We start from the raw sequence: 22,936 nt of genomic DNA, 5'->3' as shown, positions 1-22,936 counted from the left end.
GCCGGTACACGGTACGTCCGCGACGAACTCTCACGGGAGCGCGAAGCCGGCCGCCCTCCGGTCTCGCGAGCGGGGTTCGAGTCCCGGCGGAATCCGACGCGGGCGGGCGAGTTATATCGTCGGCAGATCACCTCCCGCCCATGCAAGTCTACGGTCTCGTCGGCAACCCGGTCGGCCACTCGCTGTCGCCGCCGATGCACGAGGCGGCCTACGAGGAAACCGGCCTCGACGCGCGGTACGTCACGTTCGAACCCGCCCGCGACGACATCGCGGCCGCCGTCGACGGCGCGGACGCCCTCGGCGTCGCGGGGCTGAACGCCACCATCCCGTTCAAACAGGACGTGCTCGAACTGGTCGACCCCGACCCGCTGGCCGAGCGCATCGGCGCGGTCAACACGGTCGATTTCGGCGGGGAGACGCCGACGGGCTACAACACCGACGCGGCGGGCGTCACCCGGTCGTTCGAGCGCCACGGCGTCGACCTCGACGGGACGGACGCCGTGGTCGTCGGTGCCGGCGGGGCGGGTCGCGCCGCCGCGTTCGCCCTCGCCGACGCCGGCGCGTCGGTCCACGTCGCCAACCGGACCGCCGAAACCGCGGTCGAACTCGCCGCGGCCGTCCCCGGTGCGACCGGCGGCGGACTGGACACGCTCGACCGGATTCGGGAGGCGGACGCCCTCGTCAACGCGACCAGCGTCGGGATGGAGTCGCCCGACGAGACGCCCGTCTCCGCGGAGTACCTCCACGGCGACCTCGCCGTGCTCGACGCGGTCTACACGCCGCTTGAAACGCGACTCCTCCGCGAGGCGGCCGCGGCCGGCGCGGTCACCATCGACGGCGCGTGGATGCTCCTCTTGCAGGGCGTCGAAGCGTTCGAACTGTGGACCGGCCGCGACGCCCCCGTCGAGTCGATGAACGCCGCGCTCCGGAACCACCTCGAAAGCGACTGAGGCCGCCGGTTTTTAAATAACGGGATTGCATAGGAGAAGGTAACATGGGCTTGCTTGACACTATTTCGTCGTTCTTGAAATCCCTCGTTGGTGGCGACTCGTCGTCCTCCTCGTCGGACGGACGTGACGACACGGCGACCGTTACGGTCGAACGCGACACCAGAACCGAGCGCGAGGAGCCGGACACCGAAACCGAGGCCGCGGTGAAAGAGTCGGTCGAGGAGACAGAATCGGCGGACGAGACGGCGGACGAAGAGGCCGACGACGCGGTCGAACCCGAGGCCGACGCGGAGCCCCACGCGGACGACGAGGACACCCGCGACGACGCCGAGGTGGCGGCCGACGCCATCGAGGAAGCCGAACCGGAGGGCGAAGCAGTCGAACCGGAGCCTGAGTCCGAGTCCGAGTCCGAGTCCGAGGTCGAAGTCGAAGTCGACGGCGAACCTGAGGTCGAGGGCGAACCGGAACTCGAAGACGAGGACGAGTCTGAATCCGCCGACGCCGACGAGGACGAGGACGAGGACGAAGACGAACCCGAGGAATCGGACGAAGAAGGGACCGAAGCGGAAGACGCGACCGAGGACGAGGAATCCGACGGCGCGGAGGTCGAAGACGAAGAGTCCGACGACGAGACGGCCGACGACGCCGACGCGCCCACCGTCGACACGATTCGCGGCATCGGCCCGGCGTACGCCGAACGCCTCTCGGAAATCGGCATCGAGACCATCGCGGACCTCGCGGCGGCCGACGCCGACGAGGTCGGCGACGAAATCGACGTGTCACCGAAGCGGGTCCAGCGCTGGATCGACCGCGCCGGCGAGGCGTAACCGACGCGGCTGTTCTCCCGACTGACGACCGCTTTCGACAGCTCGTCGATACGTCGCGAAACCGTTTACCCGGCGGACGGACTGGTGTGGGTAATGACCGCACCGACCGTCGTCACCGACCGCGACGACTTTCGCGCGACCGCCGCGGTCGCGTCACCCGGCGCGCGCGTCCCCGTCGAGGTCCGCGTCGCCGTCTCGGACCCCTTCGACGCCTATCGACGCGCCCGCCGGGATGCCGGCGGCTTCTTCTACGAGACGACCGGCGGGCAACCCGGCTGGGGGGCCTTCGGCGTCGACCCCGCGGAGCGCCTGACCGCTGACGCCCCGACCGACGACGACTGGGGAGACCCCGGCGTCGACACCGCACCGAGCCTCGCCGCGCTCGAATCGTTCGTCGATTCGGAGACGCTCGTCCGCGGCGACTGCGACGCGCCGTACCCCTGCGGCCTGTTCGGCTGGCTCTCGTACGACGCGGCCCGCGAACTCGAATCGCTCCCCGAGCAGACGACCGACGACCGGGGACTCCCGCACCTGCAACTCGGCCTGTACGACCTCGTGGCGTCGTGGGCGGAACCCCGGCCCGACGACGGCGAGACGACGCTTCGCGTCACCTGCTGTCCGGCCGTCGAGGCCGACGAGAACCTCGATGCCGTCTACGACGAGGCGCGGGGACGGGCGACCGACCTCGCCGTCGAGGCCGTCGAGGGCGACCCCGCCCCGGTCGCCGCGCCCGTCGAGGCCGACGAGGCGACGTTCGAGAGCGCCTGCGGCCGCGAGGCGTTCGCTGACCGCGTCCGCGCCGCGAAGCGGTACATCCGCGACGGCGACACGTTTCAGGCGAACCTCTCGCAGCGACTCGTCGCGCCCGCCGCGGTGCATCCGGTAGACGCCTACGCGGCGCTCCGAGAGGTCAATCCCGCGCCGTACTCGGGCCTGCTCGAACTCCCCGGCGTCGACCTCGTGAGCGCCAGCCCCGAACTCCTCTTGCGCGTCGAGGGCGACCGCCTCGTCACCGAACCCATCGCCGGCACTCGCCCGCGAGGGGCGACGCCCGAGGAAGACGAGGCGCTTGAGGCCGACCTGACGACCGACGAGAAGGAGCGCGCCGAACACGCGATGCTCGTCGACCTCGAACGCAACGACCTCGGGAAAGTCTCGGAGTACGGGTCGGTCGAGGTGACGGAATACCGCCGGGTCGACCGCTACTCGGAGGTGATGCACCTCGTCTCGCTGGTCGAGGGGACCCGCCGCGAGGGGACCAGTCTGGCCGACGCCATCGCCGCGGTGTTCCCGGGCGGAACCATCACGGGCGCGCCGAAGCCCCGGACGATGGAGATAATCGACGAGCTCGAAGCCACCCGGCGCGGCCCCTACACGGGGAGCATGTTCGCCGTCGGCTTCGACGACCGCGCGGTGCTGAACATCGTCATCCGGACGCTCGTCCGCTTCGAGGACGAGTACCACCTCCGCGTCGGCGCGGGCATCGTCCACGATTCGGACCCCCAACGCGAGTACGACGAGACGCTGGCGAAGGCGCGGGCGCTCATCACCGCCATCGACGAGGCGCTCGGCGAGCGCGCGAACATGACCGTGGGGGCGGAGCGATGACGCGCATCCTCGTGGTCGACAACTACGACTCCTTTGCCTACAACCTCGTGCAGTACGTCGGCGAGGCGGTCTCCGAGGCGCGGGGTGGTGACGAGAGCGCGGATGGGAGCAGTTCGGACGGGTCAGACGACGTGCTCGTCTATCGCAACGACGCGCTCTCGACCGACGACGTGCGCGACATCGACCCGGACGGCATCGTCGTCTCGCCCGGCCCCGGAACCCCCGCGGAGGCCGGCGTCTCGGTGTCGGTCTTCCGCGACCTCGACTACCCGACGCTCGGCGTCTGTCTCGGCCACCAGTCGCTCTGTGCCGCCCTCGGGAGTCGCGTCGGCCACGCGCCCCACGTCGTCCACGGGAAGCCCTCGCTCGTCGAACACGACGGCGCGGGCGTCTTTTCGGGGCTGCCCGACCGAATCGAGGTCGGCCGCTATCACTCGCTCGCGGTCGAACACGGGGACGTGCCCCCCGAGTTGGCGGTGACGGCCCACACGGTCGCAGAAGGCTCCGAACGCGGCGGTTCCGATACTGACGAGAGCGACGAACCGGCGGTGGTGATGGGCGTCCGCCACCGCGAGAAGCCCCACGTCGGCGTGCAGTTCCACCCGGAAAGTATCCTCACCGATTCGGGGAAGGACATCGTCCGCAACTTCGTCGCGCTCGCCGCGGGCGACGGCCCGGCGGCAGCGGCGTGGGAGGGAGAACGATGAGCGACGAAGCGGACGCGGACGGCTCCGCGTTGCGCTACCACGTCGACGGCGACCTCGTCCCCGCCGAGTCGGCGTCGATTCCGGTCACGGACCGCGGCTTCCTCTACGGCGACGCCGCCTTCGAGACGCTCCGCGCCTACGGCGGCGAGGTGTTCCACTGGGACGCCCACGCCGACCGACTCGCCGAGACGTGCGACGCGCTCGGGATGGACCACGGGCTGTCCGACGACGACCTCCGCGCGCGAATCGACGAGACGCTCGCGGCGAACGACCTCGACGAGGCGTACGTCAGGCTCTCGGTCACCCGCGGCAGTCAGGGCGGCCGCCTCACGCCGGCCGAGGCGGTCGACCCCCGCGTGGTCGTCATCGTGGAACCGCTGGCTCGCGGCGGCCGCGGCTCCGACCCGGTGTGGGACGGCCCCGCGACGGTCCAAACCGTCAAGACCCGGCGCATCCCAGACCGGTCGCTCCCCGCGCGAGCGAAGACGCACAACTACCTCAACGGCATCCTCGCCCGCGTCGAACTCCGCGTCACCGGCGCGGACGAGGCGCTCATGCTCGACGCCGACGGCTACGTCACCGAGGGCGCGACGAGCAACCTCTTTTTCGTCGACGATAACGCGCTCTGCACGCCGAGCCTCGACGGACCGGTCCTCCCCGGCATCACCCGCCGCGTCGTCCTCGACCTCGCTCGACAGGAAGACATCCCGATTCGAGAGCGCCGCTTCACGCCGGACGACGTGCGCGACGCGAACGAGGCGTTCCTCACGAACTCGACGTGGGAACTCCGACCCGTGGAGACGGTCGACGGCATCCAAGTGGGCGACGGGCCGGTGACGAAACTGCTCTCTCGGCTCTACGACGACTACGTGGAGCGACGCCACTACGGCGGCGACGGGGGCAGCGACGACGCCGACAACGGTGGCGACGCCGACAGCGTCGGCGGCGACGAGAACTGAGAACTGCTGTCGCGCCCGCCGCGCTCGCCCTCAGAACTCGACGTTCGAACTCGAACTCCGGTCGGCCGGGTCGGTCTCGATTTCGCCCTGCCCGACGTAGTCGAACTCGTCGTCAGAGAGGAAGACGTGGTCGCCGTCGACCGTGATGTCGAGGTCGTCGAGCACCGCACCCTCGCAGGGGCCGTAGTTGCAGTAGCCCGTGTCGGCCTCGAAGTACGCGCCGTGGTTCTGGCAGATGACCTCGCCGTTGCGCATCGGTGCGCCCGACCCCTTGTCGAGTTTGATGTGCGTCAGGTGCATGCAGTAGTTCAGCCACCCTTGGATGCCGTCGTCGGTGCGCACGAGGATGGCCTCGCGCTCCTCGGCGTCGTCGTCGTCGGCCGCGCGGACGCGAAAGAGAAAGGTCGTGTCGTCGGGCACGTCGCCGACCGCGCAGATTCGTTCGAGGTCGCTCATTGTGCTCTCGTTGGAGCGGGGTCGAAAATCTCCTTCGAAAGCGGTCAGTACGGTCCCGTGTCCGAACCGCGCGACGAGCCAGTACTGAGCCACAGCAACCACACGGCATGCAGGAGGACGACCACGCCAGCGACACACAGCGGCGCAGCGATAAACAGGGCGATCGCCACGGCTGCACCCGGTGGCAACGGCGCATCCGACGAACGGTCTACGACGACGAACGGAACGACCGGTGCCGCGAGTGCCGAGAGCGTTTCGACCGTCCGAAAGACGCCGTGGACGAGATGCTCTCGGCCGTCAAGCACGCCGGTTTTGCGACGCCGAAGCAGTCGCCACGCGTCGCCGAGGGCGTGCGCGACGAGAAGAACCCAGAGCGCCATGAGCGAGAACAGGGCAGGTCCCCACAACCACCCGACTCCAGCCGGTGCGGAAAGCCCCGTCTCCGAGAACAGGACGAAGGGACCCACGCCCAACGCGAGAAACAGGCTGGCGAGGACGACTTCGACGGCGAAAACGCGAGGAAACGAGACGAGACGTGTTACAGAGGGCATGGGTGGCGCAAAGCGGCAGGGTCGATACAGGAGGTTACGAAGGTAGCTGAATAAGTTTTGTCGGCGAAGTAGAACATGCCCGAGACGCCCCGCTTGGGGCGTCGTTTTCAGGAGAATAGCGGGAGGTAGATTTGAACGACGCGAATCTCGCTTCGCTCGATTCTCTGGTTCAAATCTACCTGTTGCGATTACCACAGAAGACGGGCCGCCGCAGCGCGATAAAACGTGCTGCTTGGGGTGTAGTTTTCAGGAGAATAGCGGGAGGTAGATTTGAACTACCGATCTCCGGGTTATGAGCCCGGCGGAATCTCCTGGCTATCCCATCCCGCTGAATCAACAAACGAGTCTGCTATTGTTAAGACTTCTGTTTCGGGAGCCGTGTGTCAATTTTCACCGTGAGTCGCGCTGACTCGAACGGGTCGCGATGCGCCACGTGAACAGGCTTTCTGCGACGTAGTTCAGGAGCATCGACGCGCCGATAGCGAGGGGCAGCGGGATGAGTTCCCAGAGGTCGATACCGGCGACCGGAATCGACAGCGGCACCTCCCCGAGCGCCCGGACGACGAGCACCTGCACGAGCAGGCCGCCGCTCCTGACGAGGTTCGACTTCACGAAGCGCCGCACCTTCGCGGCGAGCAGGTCCGAGCCCGCACCCGCGAACGTCCAGCGGTCGTTGATGACGAACATGACGACGATTGCGAGCTCCGCGCCCGCGAGCTTCGCGAGTTCGTTGGCGACGCCGAAAAAGACGATGAGGAGACTGCTCAGAGAGAGGTCGAACACCGCACCGACCGCGCCCACGGAGGCGAACTTGCCGAACCGAGTGCCGGAGACGAGCGCCGAGAGCCTGTCAGTCATCCGCGACCTCCGTCGAGAACTGCTCGACGAGGGTCCGTTCGTCGCTCCGCGCGTCGATGAGTTCGTGAAGGCGGTCCTCGCGAATCGTCCGGGCGCGGTGGCGCGACCGGAGCAACCCGCGGGCCATCTTGAGCGTCGTGTCGACCGGAGAGACCGTCGAGTTCGGCTGGTCCTCCCAGACGACCGGCACCTCGGCCACGCGGTGGCCGAACGCCCCCGAGACGGCGATGAGTTCGATGTCCCACGCGAACCCCGGCTCGTACAGGTGGGTCCGAACGTCGTTCCACGCCGCGGCGGTGACGGCCTTGGCGCCGCACTGGTAGTCGTACAACGGGACCTCGGTCAAGTGGCGGGCCAGCCACGCGAAGCCGTCGCCGAGGTAGCGCCGTGCGACCGTCTGATGGGAGGCGACGGTCGCGTTCGGGTGGCGGCGCGACCCTACCGCGAGGTCGGCACCGTCGCGGACGGCGGCGACGACATCGGCCATCGACGCGGCCGGCGTGCTCCCGTCGGCGTCAGCGAACGCGAGGATATCCGTGCGAAGCGATTCGAACCCGGCGGTGATGGCCGCGCCCTTGCCGCGGCGGGCGTCGACGTCGTTCACGCGGGCGACGGCGGGGAGGGCGTCGAGGGCGTCGAGCGTCTCGGGCCGCGGCGCGTCGAGTTCGACGCGGACCGCATCGGGGTCCAGCGACTCGACGAGGGCGTGGACGTAGGGGACCAGACGCTCGGGGTCTGGTCGATAGGCGGGGACCACCACCCCGACAGACTGCGACATGCACGACCATTCACTCAATGGGGTAAAAAGCGAACCGCTCTGGCCGCACCGGCCATCACAAAACGTATTGCATCCGCGGCGCAGTCAACGGATAGATGGAGTACGCCCTCGTCGTCCGGTGGTTACTGCTGTTCGCAGCCCTCTGGGCGGTCGGCCTTCCCCTCTCGGCCCGCCTGTTTCGCCGCCTCCCCGGCCGCGGCGCCGGACTCGCCCTCCCCGTCTCGCTCGTCGCGGTGACCCTCCCGGCCTACTACGTCGGCCACCTCTCGTTCGGTCCCGCCGCCCTCGTCGCCGGCGTCGGGACGCTCCTCGTCGCGTCGGCGGTCGCCGGTCTCGACCTCGGCGCGCTCCGCCGCGGCGAGCTCCGACTCGCGCCGGACCTCGACATCGACCGGCGCGCGGTCGCCGACGCGGCCGCGGTGTTCCTCGTCGCCTTCCTGTTCGCCGTGGCGCTCCGCGCGCTCGACCCCGCGGTCCACGCCGGCGGCGGCGAGAAGTTCCTCGATTTCGGCCTCCTCCAGTCGCTCGCCCGCGCGTCGGTCCTCCCGCCGGAGGATATGTGGTTCGCCGGCGAGCCGGTTCGCTACTACTACGGCGGTCACCTCGCGTCGATTCTCCTCGCTCGGCTCACCGTCACCGACCCGTCGTTCGCCTACAACCTCGCGCTCGCCGGCTTCTTCGGCATCCTCGTCACCGCGGCGTTCGAACTCGGGCGCGGCGTCGCAACTGCCGCGGGCGCGAACGGTCGGCTCGGCGGCCTGCTGTCGGCGTTCTTCGTCGGCTTCGCCAGCAACCTCGTCACCGCGGGGCGGTTTCTCCTCGCCGCGCTCCCCGAGGGGTTGCGCCGGCCCGTCGCGCGGGCCGTCGCCGAACGCTCGCGATACACCGTTTCACAGGTGCTCGCGGGGACCGCGGACTTCTCGTACTGGAGCGCGAGCCGCGTGATTCCGGGGACTATCAACGAGTTCCCGCTTTTCGCGTGGCTCAACGGCGACCTCCACGCCCACATGATGGGCACGTCGTTTCTGCTCCTCGCGGCCGGCCTCGCCTTCGCGTACTTCCGGACGCCTGAAGAGGCGGTCGGCGAGCGCCGGCTCCTCGTCGCCGCGACGACGCTCGTCGGCGCGTTCCAAGTCGTCGTCGACACGTGGAGCTTCCCGTCGGTGTTCGGCGTGCTGTTCCTCGGAATAATCTTCGCGCCCGCACGCCCGTGGTCGTTGTTCCCGGGACGAGAGTGCGTTCGCTCGGCCATCGGCGGCTCGGCGGTCGCGGGCGAACTCGCCCGCCTCGGCGGCACGGTCGCGGCGGTCGGACTCGCGGGCGTCGCCGCCACCGTCCTCGCCAGTCCGTTCCTCCTCGGCGCGGTCGCGGGCGGGGGAAGCGCCCGGACGGTCGAGCTTCTGTCGCCCGACCAGCGAAGCGGGTTCGGCGCGCTGGTGCTCGTCCACGGGGCGTTCCTCGCGGCGTTCGCGGGCTACTACGTCCGCCGCCTCGGCGCGCAGGACGGACTCAGCGGGCGCGAGTGGGCCGTCCTCGTCGGGAGCTTCGCGGCGCTGACCGTCGTCGCGGCCGCTCAGTCGTTCGCCGCGCTCGCGCTCGTCGCGCCCCTCGTCGCCGTCGGCTGGGTGCTCCTCCGGTTCGCCGACGACCCGCGGTTCGAGACGGTGCTCGTCGTCGCCGGCGCGGGCCTCGTGATGCTCGTCGAACTCGTCTACGTGAACGAGCAGGCCGGGCCCGGTCGGATGAACACGGTGTTCAAGACGTACATGCAGGTGTGGGTGCTCTGGGGAAGCGTAATGGGGGCCGTGTTGGCCGGCTTCGTCGGCGACGCGGTCGCCGCGAGCGACGTGTCGCTTCCGAGGGGCAACCGCAGCGTCCGCGGGGGTGCGGTCCGCGCCGTCGGCGTCGGCTTCGTCGTTCTCCTCGTGGCCTCCACGTCGGTGTACGGCGGGCTGGCCGTCGCCGAGCACGCCGGCTCGGCCAGAGAAGAGGCGACGCTGGACGCAACGGCCTTCGCAGACTGGCGGCACGAAAACGAGTCGACGGCCATCGCGTGGCTCGACGAGACCGTCGAGGGGAACCCGACGATGCTCACCGCGCCGGGGACGAAGTGGTCCGAGGCGGTGACAGACAAACGCGAGGACGTCATGTACGACTGGCGCGGGAATCCCGAATCGAGCCTGACGGGCGTACCGACGGTCGCCGGCTGGGCGCACGAAGTCGGCTACCGCGGCCCCGACGCGTACTACGACCGCGTGCGCGACGTGGACGCGATGTACGTCGGCAACGAGTCGACGCGGGCGCGGCTCGTCGAGAGTTACGACGTACAGTACGTGTGGGTCGGGCCGGGCGAGCGCGCCCGCTACGGGGAAATAGAGACGGACGTGGCGTGGCTGACGCCGGTCCACCGGTCGGGGTCGGTCGTGGTCTACGAGGTAGAAGAAGCGAGACTACCTTAGGCCGCGCCGCGCTCGCGGACGACCTCGACGGCCTCGGCGTCGACGCCCTCGGTTTCGAGCCAGTGCGGGACGAACTCGCGCTTTTCGAACGTCTCGCGCTCGTCTTCCGTGCCGGCGGTACACCACAGCTGGACGCGGTCGGGACCGTGCCAGTCGCCCTGTCGGTCGACCGAAAACAGGACGTACTCCTCGCCGTCGTACTCGATGACGCCGTCGCGCCGGACGCCGGGGTCGCCGTGGATGATGAGCTTCTTCATGTGCCGGGATTGGCACAGTCACCGCTTAATCGCTTCGGCTTCCGGCGTGCGCTGTGCGACGGGGAGACCGCGGACGGTGCAGTCACCGTGGGCTGCCCACACGTAACACGGCGAACGCCCGGTCACGGCGGGTTCAGGGGCCGCGTCGAACCAAACGGGTTTTAACGGGCCACACCAAAACCCACCACAAGGTCGATATCTATGCAGATGCCACGCCGTTTCAACACGTACTGCCCGAACTGCAAGGGTCACCACGAACACGAAGTGGAGAAGGTCCGGAAGGGACGCCCGACCGGAATGAAGTGGAACGCCCGTCAGACGCGACGGGGCAAGGCCACTATCGGTAACGCCGGTAAGTTCTCCAAGGTTCCCGGTGGCGACAAGCCGACGAAGAAGACCCACCTGAAGTACATCTGTTCCGACTGCGGCAAGGCCCACATGCGCGAGGGCTGGCGCGCCGGTCGCCTGGAGTTCCAGGAGTAAACAATGGCAGGAAACTTCTACAAGGTCGCGTGCAGCGACTGCGAGAACGAACAGGTCGTCTTCGGAAAAGCCTCCTCGGTCGTCAACTGCGCCGTCTGCGGGACGACCCTCGCCACGCCGACCGGCGGCAACGCCGAGTTCCACGGCGAGGTTGTCGAGACGGTCGAGCGTCGCGACAGCGACGAACTTGAGGCGTAACCCCCTGGAGGACCTCGTATGAAGTACAGCGGATGGCCTGACCCCGGCGAACTCGTCGTCGGAAAGGTAGACGACATCGCGGACTTCGGCGTCTTCGTCGACCTCGAAGAGTACGAAGACAAACGCGGCCTCTGCCACATCAGCGAGGTCGCCAGCGGATGGATTAAGAACGTTCGCGACCACGTCCGCGAGGGACAGACAGTCGTCGCTAAAGTGCTCGAAGTCGACGAGAGTTCCCAGCAGATAGACCTCTCGATTAAGGACGTCAACGAGCACCAGCGTAAAGAGAAGATTCAGGAGTGGAAAAACGAGCAGAAGGCCGACAAGTGGATGGCGCTGGCGTTCGGCGAGGACATCGCCGACGACCGCTACCAGTCCATCGCCAACGCCCTGCTCGCAGAGTTCGAGTCGCTGTACGACGGCTTCGAGCAGGCCGCGATTCACGGTATCGAGGCGCTCGACGGCGTCGAACTCGACGACGACGAACTCGAAACCATCGTCGAGACCGCGCGTCAGAACGTGTCGGTCCCCTACGTCAACGTCACCGGCTACGTCGACCTGCGCTCGCCCGCTGGCGACGGCGTCGACGACGTGAAGGAGGCCCTCAAGGCCGCCGAGGGCGACGGCGAAATCGGCGACGAAATCGAACTGTCGGTCACGTACGTCGGCGCGCCCGAGTACCGCGTCAAGGTCAAAGCGCCCGACTACAAGACCGCCGAGACGGAGCTCGAATCGAGCGTCGCGCGGGCCCGCGAAGCCATCGAGGCCGCGGGCGGCACCGCGGAGTACCACCGCGAACGCAGCGGCGACGAAGAGTAATCGAATGAAATCAGACATCCGGGTGTGCAGCGCGTGGCGCGACCGCCACGACCGCCCGGTGTACTCGCTTTCTGAGACCTGTCCGGAGTGCGGCGCCGCCACCGAGAACAGCGCGCCCGCCCCCTACAACCCAGAAGACCCCCACGGCGAGTACCGCCGCGCTCGGAAGCGCCGCCTCGCCGAGGAGTCAGGGTAGCCGGCTCCGGCTACCGACGCTCTCTTAACCGGCGCGGCCGCCACTACGTGCATGGACGACATCGAAATCGAGGCTGTCGAGGAGGTCGACCTCACCGACCCGGTCCTCATCGAGGGGCTGCCGGGCGTCGGCAACGTCGGCAAACTCGCCGTCGAGCACCTGCTGGAGGAGTTCGAGGAGGCCACGCTGGTCCGTCGCGTCTACGCTGACGTGTTCCCGCCGCAGGTGAGCATCGACGAGGGCGTCGCCGAGCTGACCCACGTCGCGATTCACGCCGTCGAGACGCCCGGCGAGGGACCGGACCTGCTGCTTCTCACGGGCGACCACCAGGCGCAGTCGAACGAGGGCCACTACCACCTCACCGACACCTTCCTCGACATTGCCGAGGAGTTCGGCGTCGAGCGCCTGTTCGCGCTGGGCGGCGTCCCGACCGGTGAACTCGTCGACGAGCCGTCGGTCCTCGGGGCCGTCACCGACGAGTCCCGCCTCGACGAACTCGACGAGGCGGGCATCGAGTTCCGCGAGGGCGAACCCGCCGGCGGCGTCGTCGGCGTCTCCGGGCTCCTTCTCGGCCTCGGCGGCCGACGCGGCCTCGACGCGACCTGCCTGATGGGCGAGACGAGCGGCTACCTCGTCGACCCCCAGAGCGCGCAAGTCGTCATCGAAGTCTTACAGGACCTCCTCCAGTTCAGCGTCGACTTCGAGTCGCTCGAAGAGCGCGCAGAGGAGATGAAGGAAGTCGCCGCGAAGATTCAGGAGATGCAACAGCAACAGCAGGGGAGCATCGCCAGCGACGACGACCTCCGGTACATCGGCTGAGGCTGCTTCGACCCTCGCGGCCCGTCTCGTTTTCAGCCCGGAGAGTCAGGCTTCGATGATGTCGTCGTCCGCGAACTCCGGGACGACGATTTCGCCGTCGAGCGACTGCACCGCGCGGCCGCCGACGCGTATCTCAGCGCCTACCTGCACGCGGACGGTTCCCGGTCGGTCCACGAAGTGGCCCTGTTCGAAGCGGAGTTCGTCGGGCATCGAGTCGAACGCGCCGACCTGCCGGAGGTACGCGCCGCACGCGCCGGCGGCGGTTCCGGTCGCGGGGTCCTCGGAGATGCCGATGCCGGGCGCGAAACACCGCGCGTGGAGCGTGGAGTCGCCGTCGATGGCGTCGAAGGTGTAGGCGTAGACGCCCGCCGCGTCGTGTTCGGCGGCGAGGGTTGCGATGGCGGCGTCGTCCGGGTCCGCAGCCGAGAGGTGTTCGAGGAAGTTGACCGGGACGACGAGGAAAGGAAGCCCGGTGGAGGCGACCGCGACGGGGAGGTCCGCGCCCACGTCTCGGAGCGCGGCGTCGTCGACGCCGAGCGCCGCCGCGAGGCGGTCGTAGTCGACCTCCAAGGGCCGGACCGTCGGGGCGTCCTGCGTCATCCACACCTCGCCGAGGTCACCGAGTTCGATGTCGAGGGTGCCGACGTTCGTCTCCAAGGTGTGCGTGCCCGGCTCGAGGTCGCGTTCGGCCGCGAGGTGGGCGTGGGCCGCGATAGTCGCGTGGCCGCAGAGGTCGACTTCCTGTTGGGGCGTGAAATAGCGGATGCGGCGGTCCGCGGCGGCCGACGAGCAGACGAACGCCGTCTCGCTCGCGCCGAGTTCGGCGGCGATGGCGCGCATCTGTTCCGCGTCGAGTCCGTCGGCGTCGGGGACGACCCCGGCCGCGTTACCGGACAGCGGTTCGGTCGTGAAGGCGTCGACGAGGAGGGCGCGTCGGCTATCCATGGAAAGGCGCACTACACGGCGATGTATCAAACCAGCGGGTCGGCAGTCGGATTACGCGAGAAGTCGGAGAAAAAGAGAGGAGCGCGGGCCGGTCGATATCGGCCGATTCACGCGCGGGTCCACCGGACGCGGCCGCTCGTTTGAGCTGCGCCGTCGCCCTGCATCACTTCGCGCATGTTCATACAAGCTGGACACCCGACGACCTCGTCCATGTCGTTGCCGAAAACGCGGACGAAATCGCGGGAGACGAACTCACCACAGTTACCACACGTGTGCATTCTATTTCACCTACAAATCCGCATACTCCGGCACTCGATATAACTATGTCCCTTGTTAACATGCGTTAGTGTCCGCCTGAACGTCTGGTTCTCCGGTTAGTCACCGAATAACGTCGGTTCGGGCGGTTTTGGCACGCCGACACACGGGCGGGGCGAGTCGTACAGATTAAAGGGCGTCAGGCGCGGCAGTACGCACGGTGAACGGAAGATATGGGCGACCTCCCCGACGAGTTTAACTGTACTATCACGAACTGGGAGTACATCTACGGCCTCTGCCGCGACGTTTCCGACGAGGTCAAAACATCCGAGTTCGAACCCGACGTCATCGTCGCGTTGGCCCGCGGCGGTTGGTTCGCGGGCCGGTGTATCTGCGATTTCCTCGGGCTGGACGACCTGACGAGCCTGAAGATGGAACACTACGTCGGGACGGCCCAGAAGTCGAACGAGCCGGAGGTCCGCTACCCCATGCCGGAAGGCAGCGTCGAGGGTAAGGACGTGCTCATCATCGACGACATCGCCGACACCGGCGGCTCCATCAAGCGCGCACACGAGTACGTCAACGAGCGCAACGCGGGCGAGGTCCGGACCGCGACGCTCCAACTCCTCCAGACCAGCGAGTTCGAACCCGACTACGTCGGCGAGCGCCTCGAAGCGTGGGCGTGGGTCGTCTACCCGTGGAACTTCATCGAGGACATGATAGACCTCACCTCGGGCGTCATGGCGAAAGCCGACGACGACACGTTCGAACTCGAAGACATCCGTCACTACCTCGCGGAGTTCCACGACGTGGACCGCATCGAGATGGAAATCGCCCAACCCGACCGAATGCCGGAAGTCATGTCCGAGATGGAGCGCCGCGGCTACGTCGAATCCACCGGCGACGGCGCGTGGCGACTCCTCGAAAACGACGGCGTCGGGGCCTGAGCGCGACGGGGTTAGTTCGCCCGGCTTCGTTCGACTGCTTCGACCTGTTCGAACCTTCGGTTCCGTTGGACTGCTTCGAACCTCGGTTTCATCTCTCTGGCTCCGTTGAAATCCGCAGCCGCTGATGGGTTGCTGAGGACGTGCTGAATACAACGCGCGTGTGCTGCAAACGGCCAGAACAGCTCTGTCCGCTCACCCTTCGAATTCTTCGTCCCGAGCTTCGTACCGCAGAATCAATCTACCGGGCATTGGCTTTCGCGTGGCGTTCCGAATCGTCTCGAACTGTTCTAACATCTCTGTCGAGTCACTCGACCCCTTGCGAAGCGTCCGTGACTCCTCCCGGAGTGAGTTGTACAGACGCTCCATCAGTAGTTCAACGGCGTGCGCGTCCGTCTTCGAATTGATCTCGAACACGGCCTCGTACTTGTCCATGATGTAATTAGTTCCGGGCAAAGCATAACAATTGTTCCTTAAGAAATATGGCGTCGTCCGTGATAGCTGTCGAGTCCGTTGATACCTGCCCTGTATTGTGCCATCACTCTGATTCAGACACCCTCTACATCGACCACCGCCGACTCTCGACTGAAGCGAAACGTTCGTTTGCATGACGGTCGTCGGCACGCGCATGTCGTTGTTTTCTATCTTCGCCGGCGCGCTCCTGCCGATTCTCGCCATCGGTGCGGTGGGCTTTCTCCTCGGTCGCGTCCGCGACGTGGACCCAGAACCGCTCAACACGGTGACGGTGTACGTCCTCGCGCCGGTCCTCGTGTTTTACAGCCTCGCGACGACCGAACTCGCCGGCGAGACGCTGGCTGCCCTCACCGCCGGCGTCGTCGCCTACCACGTCGCCATGCTCCTCGTCGCGGGCGGCGTCGCCCGACTCGCGGGGATTTCCGACCCCCTCCTCGGCGCGCTCGTCCTCGTCGCCGCCTTCCCGAACTCGGGGAACTACGGCATCCCCGTCAGCTCCTTTGCCTTCGGCGATACCGGCCGCTCGACGGCCGTCGTCTACCTCGCCGTCCAGAGCGTCCTCATCTACACGCTGGGCGTGTATATCGCCGGACGCGGAGCCGACCGCGACGACGCCCCGCCGAGTTGGCGCGTCGGCCTCGAACGCATCGTCCGCATCCCGCTCGTCTACGCCGTCGCCGCCGCGCTCGCGGCACGCTGGCTCGGCGTCGTCCCGCCGACGGGCGTCCCCGCGATGGAGACGCTCAGGCTCGTCGGCGACTCGTCGATTCCGATGATGCTCCTCATCCTCGGCATCCAACTCGCGGGGGCCGATCTCGGCTCGACGCTCTCGGAGGTCGGCGTCGTCGCCGCGCTCAAGATGGTCGTCGCGCCCGCGGTCGCGGTCGGCGTCGCGCTCGTCGCCGGCTTCGGTGACCCGGCGGTCGCGCGGACGTTCGTCCTCGAATCCGCGATGCCCGCCGCGGTCACGCCGCTCATCCTCGTCGCGGAGTTCGGTGACGCCTCGGGGGCCGGTTCGGCCACTTCGCTCGCCGAGTTCGTCTCCGCGGCCGTCTTCGCGACGACGCTCCTCAGCGTGCCCGCGCTCTCGGTGCTCATCTACCTCTTGGACCACGGCGTCGTGGTGTAGCGCCCGTTTCGCCACGACTTTGTGCGCCCTCCCCGACCTTCGAGTATGAAAATCGGATTCATCGGTGGCAGCGGTATCTACGAGGCGCTCCCGCTGGAGAACACCCGCGAGGAACCCGTCGAGACGCCGTTCGGCGAGCCCTCGACGACACCCGTCGTCGGCGAGTTCGGTGACACCGGCCGCGAGGTCGTCTTCCTCCCGCGACACGGCCCGGACCACCAGCACTCGCCGACGACGCTTCCCTACCGCGCGAACATCTTCGCGCTCAAGAAACTGGGCGTCACCCACGTCCTCGCCAGCAACGCCGTCGGGAGCCTCAAAGAGGACCTGCCGCCGCAGACGCTCGTCGTCCCCGACCAGATTTACGACCGCACGAAACACCGTCCCCTGACGTTCTTCGACGAGGGCATCGTCGTCCACCAACCCTTCGCGATGCCGTACGACGAGGAACTCGTCTCCATCCTCGCAGAGGCCGCCGACGAAGCGACCGACGCGACGGTCCAAGAAGGCGGCACGTACGTCTGCATCGAGGGGCCATCGTACTCCACGAAAGCCGAAAGCGAACACTACCGCGCACAGGGCTGGGACGTCATCGGCATGACGACCATCCCCGAGGCCAAACTCGCCCGCGAAGCCGAGATGGCGTACGCGACCATCACCGGCGTCACCGACTACGACGTCTGGAAGGACGACAGCGAAGTCACCCTCGACGAGGTGCTGAAAAACGCCGCCGCCAACGAGGAGGCCATCAAGGAGACCGTCGAGGCCGCCATCCGCAAGATTCCCGACGGCCACGAGACCGACAGCCACGCCGCGCTCGAAGGGACCATCAACACGCCCGACGAGGCCATCCCCACCGAGACGAAAGCAAAGCTCGCGCCGCTCATCGACGAGTACGTCGACTGAACCGGCCTCAGTCGTTCAGTTCTGCGGATTTTCCCGAGTCGCCTTCCGACTCCCCGACCTCGCGTTCGTCACGCGCCGCTTCATCAGTCGGTGAGAACTCGACCGCGTGACAGCGCGCGCAGTACTCGTTTTCCCCGCGGTCGGTCGTCGAAATCGGGATACCCGCGACGACGAACTGCGTGCTGAACGCCCGGACGACGCCGCTGTCGTCGGCCTCGCCGCAGACGACGCACTCGCGGACCGACCGCGGCGACGTGACCACCTCGCGGACGCGGCCGAACGAGGTCGGACTGTACGAGACGTAACCGGGGAAATAGCAGTGCAGCCAGAAGATGGGCAAGAAAAACAGGAGCGCCCACGTCCAGATAGCAGACTGGGGGAATAGAATCGCCGCCGCGAGCGCCGCGAACAGCGTCGACGTGACGAGCGAAACCGCGACCGTCAACCGCCGGAGCGTGCTGGAGAGCAGGGTTGGATGGGGCACGTCCGAGAGTGACGACGCGTCCGATAAAATAGCTAGTCGTCCGCGATAGCCTCGGCTTCGAGTTCGGAGTCGTCGCTGTCGGCGTCGTCGGCGTCGTCACCGCCGTCAGCCGCCTCGGCGTCCGCATTGTCGGCATCCTCAGCGTCTGCATCCACGTCCGACCCCGCGCCGGGGTCGGCGTCGAACACTTCGGGGTTCCGAATCCAGAGGTCGCCGAACAGGTCGTCCTGTTTGAGGTAGACCGTGCTCCGGTGGGACAGAAACAGGAGCGCGAGGTAGGTCGTCATCACGGTGTCGGCCACGTCACGAACCTCGGCGAACAGTACCTCGTCGCGGCCCTTCTCGTAGTGGGTGGCGAGCACGTCGCCGACGGCTTCGACGACCGCCTCGATGTCCTCGTTGTGGGCGGTCCCGGTCACGTCGTCTTCGGTGGGTTCGCCCGCGCCGCGCATCTCGCCGGGCGTGTGGTAGTCGAGCGTCTGCGTCCCGCGGGAGAAGCCGCGGGGCGACTCGGAGGTGTCGTACTCGCGGCGGCGCTTCCACCACGACCCGCGTTCGACCTCCCGGAGTTCACGGACGAGTTCGTCCAGCGTCTCCGGGGACCCGCGGGCGTGCTTGCGTTCGAGCCGACGGTCCATCTCGTCTTCCAGCGCGTCGATTGGGTCGAACCCGGGTGGCCCCCCGCCGTCGTCGCCGGGGTGGCCCTCGTCGCCGCCGCTCTCCAAGGCGAGTTCCCACGGTTCGAGTTCCTCCTCGTCGGGTTCGTCCGGGGCGAGGAGTTCGTCGGATTTCATGCGCAGGAGGACGCTCGCGTAGAACAGCGCCCGGCCGGTCGTCCGGAGGTCCATCGCGTCGAGGCGGTTCAGGAACGCGTCCGTGACCTCCACGATGTCGATGTCCCACGGGTCGATGGTTCCCTCCTTGGCGAGTTGGACGAGGAGTTCGACCGGTTCGACCTCGTCGTCGTCGGTCTCGGAGACGTCCTCCGGGAGGACCTCGTCCATCGCGTCGGGTTCGGCAGGGTCGGGAGAGTCGTCGGAGACGGCGTCCGAAGCGGCGTCGTCGCCGGCGAACGAGAAGACCCCGTCGTCAGCGTCGTCGCCGTCGCTTCCGTCTCGCTCGCCGCGCCCGCGAGAGAGGTTCAGTTCGGGGAGGTCGTCAGTCATCCGCCGGAACCTCCGCGTCCGCGTCCGCGTCGGCCTCGCCGCCGTCACCACCGTCCGCGTCGTCGCCGTCGTCGTCGCTGCCGTCGCCGCCGAACTGGATACCCGTGACCGCGCTGACGTTGTCGCCCTGCATCGTCACGCCGATAGCGCGCTCGGCGCGTTCGAGGAGCGCAGAGCGGTGCGAGACGACGACGAACTGGGCGTCGCCCGCGAGGTCGTCGACCATCTGGCCGACGCGCTCGGCGTTCGCGGCGTCGAGGAAGGCGTCCACCTCGTCGAGCGCGTAGAACGGCGCGGGGTTGTGCCGCTGGATGGCGAAGATAAACGCGAGCGCCGTCAGCGACTTCTCGCCGCCCGACATGGCGTCGAGGCGTTGGATGGGTTTGTCTCCCGGCTGGGCCTTCATCGTCAGGCCCTCCTCGAAGGGGTCGTCGGGGTTCTCTAACTGGAGGTGCCCCGTCCCGTTCGACAGGCGCTCGAAGATGTCCGTGAAGTTCTCGGCGATGGCGTCGAACGACTCCATGAACGTCGCCTTCTTCTGCGACTCGTACTGGTCGATGCGGTCAGCGATGGCGTCGCGCTCTTCGACCAGCACGTCGCGGCGCTCCTGGAGGGCCTCAAGATCGGCTTTCACGTCGTCGTACTCGTCGATAGCGAGCATGTTGACCGGTTCGAGTTCCTCCATCTCCTCGGTGAGCCGCTCGATTTCCGACTCGACCGTGTCGTGGTCGGGAATCTCGTCGGGGTCGTAGTCACCGACCTGCGACTGGAGTTCGTCGATTTCCCATTCGAGCCGTTCGGCGGCCGAGCGCATGCTTTCGAGCTTGGATTCGACCGCGTTCACCCGGTCTTTCTTCTCGTCGCGGGCGCTTCGAGCTTCGCGGAGGTCGTCTTGGAGCTCCGTGCGGTCCTCCTTCAGGTCGACCAGTTCCGCTTCGAGTTCGGCGACCGCCTCGCGCTTGGCTTCGAGGTCGTCCTCGCGCTCCTCGATTTTCGATTCCGCCTCGGAGATGGACTCCCGAGCCTCGGCCTTGCGGTTCTGGGCGGCCTCGACCGTGTCGTGGAGGTCGTCGACCGCGTCCTCGGCGTACTGCTTTTCGAGTTGAATCTCGTTGAGCCGGCCGTCGAGCGTCGACATCCGCTCTTCGAGGTCGTCGATGTCCGCGCGAATCTCGTCGGCGCGGGCGGTGAGTTCCGGAATCTCGGAGTCCGCGAGTTCGGCTTCGATGTCCTCGATTTCGGCCTCGACCGTCTCGATTTCGTCGTCGAGGTCGGCGATTTCGTCGTCGAGGTCGGACATCTGTTCGTCCACCGACTCGCGTTCGGACTGGAGTTCGTCGAGGCGGTCTTCGAGCCGGTCGATTTCGGCTTCGGCCTCCTCGATATCCTCCTCGGCGTCCTCGATTTCGCGCTCGATGGTCCGAACGCGGTCGGCGGCGTCGGAAGCTCGCCCGCGGGCGTCGTCGAGGTCGTCGTCGATGTCTCGAATCTCCTCGTTGAGTGAGCGGCGGCGGTCTTCGAGCTTCGTAATCTCCTTCGCAAGGCGGTCGAGTTTGCCCTCGCCGGACTTCGAAAACGAGTAGCGAGAGCCGCCGCCGGAGCCGCCGGTCATCGCGCCGGAGCGCTCCACGAGGTCGCCGTCGAGGGTGACCATGCGGTAGTCGCCCATCAGGTCGCGGGCGGTCTCCATGTCCTCGACGACGAGCGTCGACCCGAGGACGTACGAGAAAATCGACTCGTACTGCGAATCGTAGTCGACGAGGTTGCGCGCGAAGTCCACGACGCCGGGGTTGTTGGGCTCGCGCGGCAGGCTCCGGTTGTCCATCTTCGTGATGGGCAGGAACGTCGCACGGCCCGCGTTGCGGGACTTCAGGTGGTCGATACAGGACGACCCCACGCCGTCGTCGTCGACGACGACGTTGGCGAGGCGACCGCCGGCGGCCGTCTCACAGGCTTTCGCGTACTCGCCGTCGACGGAGCCGAGTTGGCCGACCGCGCCGTGGACGCCGGAGATGCCGGCGTTGAGGATGGTCGTAACGGCGCGAGGCCAGGAGTTGTCGCCGTCCTTGCCGGCGCGGGCTTCGAGGCGGGCGTACTCGGACTGCTTGGTCTGGAGTTCGTCCGTGACCTCGGAAAGTTCGTCGTTCAGGTCGGCCTTCTCGGCCTGCAAGTCCTCGATGACGCCGTCTATCTTCGCCTCGTTCTTTTCTGCGGTGTCGAGTTCGCTGTGCAGGTCGGAGATTGTCGCCTTCAGTTCGGGGATGCGCTCGCGGGCGCGTTCGAGTTCGTCCCGGGTCTCCGAAATCTGGTTCGAGCGGCGGCGCGCGTCGTCGAGCAGGCGGTCCTTGGCGCGCTGGCGGTCGTTCTTCTCGTCTTTGAGCTCGTCGAGGGTCTCTTTTTTCTCCGCGAGTTCGGACTTCAGTTCGTCGAACTCGGTGTCGACCGAGTCGATTTCGGCCTGCACCTCGGAGAGTTCGACTCGCTTGGACTGGATGTCGCTTTTGACCGACGCCTTCTCGACTTTGACCTCGCGGATGTCGTCTTCGAGGTCGTCTATCTGCTCTTGCTTGCGGTCGATGTCGACGAACGCCTTCCGGCGCTCGGCCTCGGCGTCGTCGCGCTTTTCCTCGGCGGCCTCGATGGCGTTTTCGAGCCGGGAGATGTCGCCTTTTATCTCCTCCATCTCCGACTTGATGCGGAGCTGTTCGTCCTCGCCCTTGCGCTCGATTTCGCGGGTGAGGTCTTCGAGGTCTTCTTCGAGACGGGTGACCTTGCCCTGTCGCTCGTCGAGTTCGGCCTGTAGGTCTTCGAGGTCGGCCTCGGTGGACTCGATGCGCGATTCGGTCCGCGAGAGGTCGTCGCGCTTGTCTTCGAGTTCGGCGGCCTTCAGGTAGCCCTCGTACTCTTCTTTCTCCTCGCGGAGTCCCTTGTAGGTGAGCGCGGTCTCGCGCTCGTCGGCGAGCTGGTCGAGGCGCGTCTCCTTTTCTTCGATGCGGAGGTCCGCCTCGTCGACGCGCTCTTCGACCGCCTCCAACTCCTCGAAGGCGGCGTCTTTCTTCTCGTCGAACTCGGCGACGCCCGCGATTTCGTCGATGATGCCCCGCCGCTGGTAGGGCGTCATGTTGATGATTTCGGTCACGTCGCCCTGCATGACGACGTTGTAGCCCTCGGGGGTGATACCCGCCTGCGCGAGCAGGTCCTTGATGTCCGAGAGGTTGACCGAGCGCTCGTTGAGGTAGTAGTACGAGTAGTAGTTGTCCGGCGTCTCCTTGACGCGGCGCTTGATAGTTATCTCCTCGACGCCGCCGACTTTGTCGGTGCCGGCGGCGTTGACGACCTGCGAGCGGTCGAGCGTCCCCTCGGAGTTGTCGAGGACGACCGTGACGCTGGCCTCCTTGGGCTTGTCGGGGGCCTCGTCGCTGCCGTCGGCGTGGCCGGGGTTGTAGATGAGGTCCGTCAGCTTCTCGGCGCGAATCCCGCGGGTGCGGGCGAGGCCGAGCGCGAAGAGGACGCCGTCGATGATGTTCGATTTGCCGGAACCGTTCGGGCCCGTAACGACCGTGAAATCCTCGTAGAACGGGATGCGAGTCGGCCGCCCGAAGCTCTTGAAACCGTCAAGGACGAGCTCTTTGATGTGCATGGGTTGGTGTTCACGCGGGCCACGCCCGCAGGTGGAACGCGCCGCATGAACACGGGGCGCGCTCGCTC

25 protein-coding genes and 1 tRNA gene are annotated in these 22,936 nt (G+C 67.2%); 15 read left to right on the top strand and 11 right to left on the bottom strand.

Going from position 1 to position 22,936, the window contains the following annotated elements:
- Positions 1–140 precede the first annotated feature (140 nt).
- From ACSR87_RS11185 to ACSR87_RS11165, 5 genes are all read left to right on the top strand, one after another.
- Positions 141–950 carry a shikimate dehydrogenase gene (locus tag ACSR87_RS11185; RefSeq protein WP_498530519.1) on the top strand — a complete coding sequence of 270 codons (810 nt, stop codon included), beginning with the start codon at positions 141–143 and terminating at the stop codon, positions 948–950.
- Between the two features lie 44 nt (positions 951–994).
- Positions 995–1,777 carry a helix-hairpin-helix domain-containing protein gene (locus ACSR87_RS11180; RefSeq protein WP_498530518.1) on the top strand — a complete coding sequence of 261 codons (783 nt, stop codon included), beginning with the start codon at positions 995–997 and terminating at the stop codon, positions 1,775–1,777.
- A gap of 93 nt (positions 1,778–1,870) precedes the next feature.
- Complete coding sequence (gene pabB, locus ACSR87_RS11175) at positions 1,871–3,385, top strand: aminodeoxychorismate synthase, component I (protein WP_498530517.1); 1,515 nt, start codon at positions 1,871–1,873, stop codon at positions 3,383–3,385.
- Positions 3,382–4,092, top strand: coding sequence for an anthranilate synthase component II (locus ACSR87_RS11170; RefSeq protein ID WP_498530516.1), 711 nt, complete (start codon positions 3,382–3,384; stop codon positions 4,090–4,092). Before pabB ends, ACSR87_RS11170 begins: the two co-directional genes overlap by 4 nt.
- Complete coding sequence (locus tag ACSR87_RS11165) at positions 4,089–5,051, top strand: aminotransferase class IV (RefSeq protein ID WP_498530515.1); 963 nt, start codon at positions 4,089–4,091, stop codon at positions 5,049–5,051. The genes ACSR87_RS11170 and ACSR87_RS11165 overlap by 4 nt, the downstream gene beginning before the upstream one ends.
- A 30-nt stretch (positions 5,052–5,081) precedes the next feature.
- Here the strand turns inward: ACSR87_RS11165 and ACSR87_RS11160 are convergent, their stop codons facing one another.
- Positions 5,082–5,507, bottom strand: a complete 426-nt coding sequence (locus tag ACSR87_RS11160; RefSeq protein WP_498530514.1) for a Rieske (2Fe-2S) protein — start codon at positions 5,505–5,507, stop codon at positions 5,082–5,084.
- Positions 5,508–5,614: 107 nt separating this feature from the next.
- Here ACSR87_RS11160 and ACSR87_RS11155 point away from each other — a divergent pair, with 107 nt between their 5' ends.
- Complete coding sequence (locus ACSR87_RS11155) at positions 5,615–6,112, top strand: hypothetical protein (RefSeq protein WP_498530513.1); 498 nt, start codon at positions 5,615–5,617, stop codon at positions 6,110–6,112.
- Between the two features lie 201 nt (positions 6,113–6,313).
- Here the strand turns inward: ACSR87_RS11155 and ACSR87_RS11150 are convergent.
- From ACSR87_RS11150 to ACSR87_RS11140, 3 genes are all read right to left on the bottom strand, one after another.
- Positions 6,314–6,388: transfer RNA gene (locus tag ACSR87_RS11150), tRNA-Met, on the bottom strand.
- A gap of 60 nt (positions 6,389–6,448) precedes the next feature.
- Complete coding sequence (locus ACSR87_RS11145) at positions 6,449–6,916, bottom strand: GtrA family protein (protein ID WP_008577515.1); 468 nt, start codon at positions 6,914–6,916, stop codon at positions 6,449–6,451.
- Positions 6,909–7,694 carry a glycosyltransferase gene (locus tag ACSR87_RS11140; protein WP_405309534.1) on the bottom strand — a complete coding sequence of 262 codons (786 nt, stop codon included), beginning with the start codon at positions 7,692–7,694 and terminating at the stop codon, positions 6,909–6,911. Before ACSR87_RS11140 ends, ACSR87_RS11145 begins: the two co-directional genes overlap by 8 nt.
- Positions 7,695–7,789: 95 nt before the next feature.
- On the opposite strand from ACSR87_RS11140, the gene ACSR87_RS11135 reads away from it, so the two are divergent.
- Positions 7,790–10,153, top strand: a complete 2,364-nt coding sequence (locus ACSR87_RS11135) for a DUF2298 domain-containing protein (protein WP_498530512.1) — start codon at positions 7,790–7,792, stop codon at positions 10,151–10,153.
- Here the strand turns inward: ACSR87_RS11135 and ACSR87_RS11130 are convergent.
- Positions 10,150–10,410: an HAH_0734 family protein gene (locus tag ACSR87_RS11130; protein WP_004044233.1), complete on the bottom strand. Its 261-nt coding sequence runs from the start codon at positions 10,408–10,410 to the stop codon at positions 10,150–10,152. The genes ACSR87_RS11135 and ACSR87_RS11130 overlap by 4 nt on opposite strands.
- Before the next feature lie 201 nt (positions 10,411–10,611).
- Between ACSR87_RS11130 and ACSR87_RS11125 the strand changes: the two genes are divergently transcribed.
- Genes ACSR87_RS11125 through ACSR87_RS11105 form a run of 5 tightly spaced genes read left to right on the top strand, consistent with a single transcriptional unit; the run spans position 10,612 to position 12,925 of the window.
- Entirely contained in the window at positions 10,612–10,893 is a 282-nt protein-coding gene (locus ACSR87_RS11125) for a 50S ribosomal protein L44e (RefSeq protein WP_004972860.1), read from the top strand.
- Between the two features lie 3 nt (positions 10,894–10,896).
- On the top strand, positions 10,897–11,091 hold the full coding sequence (locus tag ACSR87_RS11120; RefSeq protein WP_004044235.1) for a 30S ribosomal protein S27e: 195 nt from the start codon (positions 10,897–10,899) through the stop codon (positions 11,089–11,091).
- 18 nt (positions 11,092–11,109) lie between these two features.
- The gene (locus ACSR87_RS11115; protein WP_498530511.1) at positions 11,110–11,910 is read left to right on the top strand and encodes a translation initiation factor IF-2 subunit alpha; all 801 of its coding nucleotides are present in this window, start codon (positions 11,110–11,112) and stop codon (positions 11,908–11,910) included.
- Between the two features lie 4 nt (positions 11,911–11,914).
- The gene (locus tag ACSR87_RS11110) at positions 11,915–12,106 is read left to right on the top strand and encodes an RNA-protein complex protein Nop10 (RefSeq protein ID WP_498530510.1); all 192 of its coding nucleotides are present in this window, start codon (positions 11,915–11,917) and stop codon (positions 12,104–12,106) included.
- A 51-nt stretch (positions 12,107–12,157) separates the two neighbouring features.
- Complete coding sequence (locus ACSR87_RS11105; protein ID WP_498530509.1) at positions 12,158–12,925, top strand: proteasome assembly chaperone family protein; 768 nt, start codon at positions 12,158–12,160, stop codon at positions 12,923–12,925.
- Between the two features lie 45 nt (positions 12,926–12,970).
- Here ACSR87_RS11105 and ACSR87_RS11100 read toward each other — a convergent pair whose 3' ends face one another.
- A complete protein-coding gene (locus ACSR87_RS11100) occupies positions 12,971–13,870 on the bottom strand; it encodes a PhzF family phenazine biosynthesis protein (RefSeq protein WP_498530508.1) in 900 nt (299 codons plus the stop codon).
- Positions 13,871–13,977: 107 nt separating this feature from the next.
- Entirely contained in the window at positions 13,978–14,148 is a 171-nt protein-coding gene (locus ACSR87_RS11095; protein ID WP_004044240.1) for a DUF7563 family protein, read from the bottom strand.
- A gap of 210 nt (positions 14,149–14,358) precedes the next feature.
- Between ACSR87_RS11095 and ACSR87_RS11090 the strand changes: the two genes are divergently transcribed.
- Positions 14,359–15,072: a phosphoribosyltransferase gene (locus ACSR87_RS11090; protein ID WP_498530507.1), complete on the top strand. Its 714-nt coding sequence runs from the start codon at positions 14,359–14,361 to the stop codon at positions 15,070–15,072.
- A gap of 192 nt (positions 15,073–15,264) precedes the next feature.
- Here ACSR87_RS11090 and ACSR87_RS11085 read toward each other — a convergent pair whose 3' ends face one another.
- Positions 15,265–15,504 (bottom strand): hypothetical protein, encoded by a 240-nt coding sequence (locus tag ACSR87_RS11085; protein ID WP_498530506.1) that lies wholly within the window; start codon positions 15,502–15,504, stop codon positions 15,265–15,267.
- Between the two features lie 172 nt (positions 15,505–15,676).
- Between ACSR87_RS11085 and ACSR87_RS11080 the strand changes: the two genes are divergently transcribed.
- Both ACSR87_RS11080 and mtnP read left to right on the top strand, forming a co-directional pair.
- Positions 15,677–16,672 (top strand): AEC family transporter, encoded by a 996-nt coding sequence (locus ACSR87_RS11080; RefSeq protein WP_498530505.1) that lies wholly within the window; start codon positions 15,677–15,679, stop codon positions 16,670–16,672.
- A gap of 45 nt (positions 16,673–16,717) precedes the next feature.
- The gene (mtnP, locus tag ACSR87_RS11075) at positions 16,718–17,578 is read left to right on the top strand and encodes an S-methyl-5'-thioadenosine phosphorylase (RefSeq protein ID WP_498530504.1); all 861 of its coding nucleotides are present in this window, start codon (positions 16,718–16,720) and stop codon (positions 17,576–17,578) included.
- Positions 17,579–17,585: 7 nt separating this feature from the next.
- On the opposite strand, the gene ACSR87_RS11070 is transcribed toward mtnP, so the two are convergent.
- From ACSR87_RS11070 to smc, 3 genes are read right to left on the bottom strand one after another with little or no spacing between them, the layout of a single operon-like run.
- A complete protein-coding gene (locus ACSR87_RS11070; RefSeq protein WP_498530503.1) occupies positions 17,586–18,062 on the bottom strand; it encodes a DUF8108 domain-containing protein in 477 nt (158 codons plus the stop codon).
- Positions 18,063–18,094: 32 nt separating this feature from the next.
- A complete protein-coding gene (locus tag ACSR87_RS11065) occupies positions 18,095–19,228 on the bottom strand; it encodes a segregation/condensation protein A (protein ID WP_498530502.1) in 1,134 nt (377 codons plus the stop codon).
- The gene (gene smc, locus ACSR87_RS11060; protein WP_498530501.1) at positions 19,221–22,868 is read right to left on the bottom strand and encodes a chromosome segregation protein SMC; all 3,648 of its coding nucleotides are present in this window, start codon (positions 22,866–22,868) and stop codon (positions 19,221–19,223) included. Before smc ends, ACSR87_RS11065 begins: the two co-directional genes overlap by 8 nt.
- Between the last annotated feature and the right edge of the window lie 68 nt (positions 22,869–22,936).

The organism is Haloferax sp. SDI50, from assembly GCF_059802635.1.
This window is presented reverse-complemented; position numbering and strand designations above follow the sequence as displayed.

Coding starts and splice junctions, on each gene's coding strand:
- ACSR87_RS11185 (WP_498530519.1), top strand. CDS start 141: ATGCAAGTCTACGGTCTCGTCGGCAACCCGGTCGGCCACTCGCTGTCG.
- ACSR87_RS11180 (WP_498530518.1), top strand. CDS start 995: ATGGGCTTGCTTGACACTATTTCGTCGTTCTTGAAATCCCTCGTTGGT.
- pabB (WP_498530517.1), top strand. CDS start 1,871: ATGACCGCACCGACCGTCGTCACCGACCGCGACGACTTTCGCGCGACC.
- ACSR87_RS11170 (WP_498530516.1), top strand. CDS start 3,382: ATGACGCGCATCCTCGTGGTCGACAACTACGACTCCTTTGCCTACAAC.
- ACSR87_RS11165 (WP_498530515.1), top strand. CDS start 4,089: ATGAGCGACGAAGCGGACGCGGACGGCTCCGCGTTGCGCTACCACGTC.
- ACSR87_RS11160 (WP_498530514.1), bottom strand. CDS start 5,507: ATGAGCGACCTCGAACGAATCTGCGCGGTCGGCGACGTGCCCGACGAC.
- ACSR87_RS11155 (WP_498530513.1), top strand. CDS start 5,615: ATGCAGGAGGACGACCACGCCAGCGACACACAGCGGCGCAGCGATAAA.
- ACSR87_RS11145 (WP_008577515.1), bottom strand. CDS start 6,916: ATGACTGACAGGCTCTCGGCGCTCGTCTCCGGCACTCGGTTCGGCAAG.
- ACSR87_RS11140 (WP_405309534.1), bottom strand. CDS start 7,694: ATGTCGCAGTCTGTCGGGGTGGTGGTCCCCGCCTATCGACCAGACCCC.
- ACSR87_RS11135 (WP_498530512.1), top strand. CDS start 7,790: ATGGAGTACGCCCTCGTCGTCCGGTGGTTACTGCTGTTCGCAGCCCTC.
- ACSR87_RS11130 (WP_004044233.1), bottom strand. CDS start 10,410: ATGAAGAAGCTCATCATCCACGGCGACCCCGGCGTCCGGCGCGACGGC.
- ACSR87_RS11125 (WP_004972860.1), top strand. CDS start 10,612: ATGCAGATGCCACGCCGTTTCAACACGTACTGCCCGAACTGCAAGGGT.
- ACSR87_RS11120 (WP_004044235.1), top strand. CDS start 10,897: ATGGCAGGAAACTTCTACAAGGTCGCGTGCAGCGACTGCGAGAACGAA.
- ACSR87_RS11115 (WP_498530511.1), top strand. CDS start 11,110: ATGAAGTACAGCGGATGGCCTGACCCCGGCGAACTCGTCGTCGGAAAG.
- ACSR87_RS11110 (WP_498530510.1), top strand. CDS start 11,915: ATGAAATCAGACATCCGGGTGTGCAGCGCGTGGCGCGACCGCCACGAC.
- ACSR87_RS11105 (WP_498530509.1), top strand. CDS start 12,158: ATGGACGACATCGAAATCGAGGCTGTCGAGGAGGTCGACCTCACCGAC.
- ACSR87_RS11100 (WP_498530508.1), bottom strand. CDS start 13,870: ATGGATAGCCGACGCGCCCTCCTCGTCGACGCCTTCACGACCGAACCG.
- ACSR87_RS11095 (WP_004044240.1), bottom strand. CDS start 14,148: ATGCACACGTGTGGTAACTGTGGTGAGTTCGTCTCCCGCGATTTCGTC.
- ACSR87_RS11090 (WP_498530507.1), top strand. CDS start 14,359: ATGGGCGACCTCCCCGACGAGTTTAACTGTACTATCACGAACTGGGAG.
- ACSR87_RS11085 (WP_498530506.1), bottom strand. CDS start 15,504: ATGGACAAGTACGAGGCCGTGTTCGAGATCAATTCGAAGACGGACGCG.
- ACSR87_RS11080 (WP_498530505.1), top strand. CDS start 15,677: ATGACGGTCGTCGGCACGCGCATGTCGTTGTTTTCTATCTTCGCCGGC.
- mtnP (WP_498530504.1), top strand. CDS start 16,718: ATGAAAATCGGATTCATCGGTGGCAGCGGTATCTACGAGGCGCTCCCG.
- ACSR87_RS11065 (WP_498530502.1), bottom strand. CDS start 19,228: ATGACTGACGACCTCCCCGAACTGAACCTCTCTCGCGGGCGCGGCGAG.
- smc (WP_498530501.1), bottom strand. CDS start 22,868: ATGCACATCAAAGAGCTCGTCCTTGACGGTTTCAAGAGCTTCGGGCGG.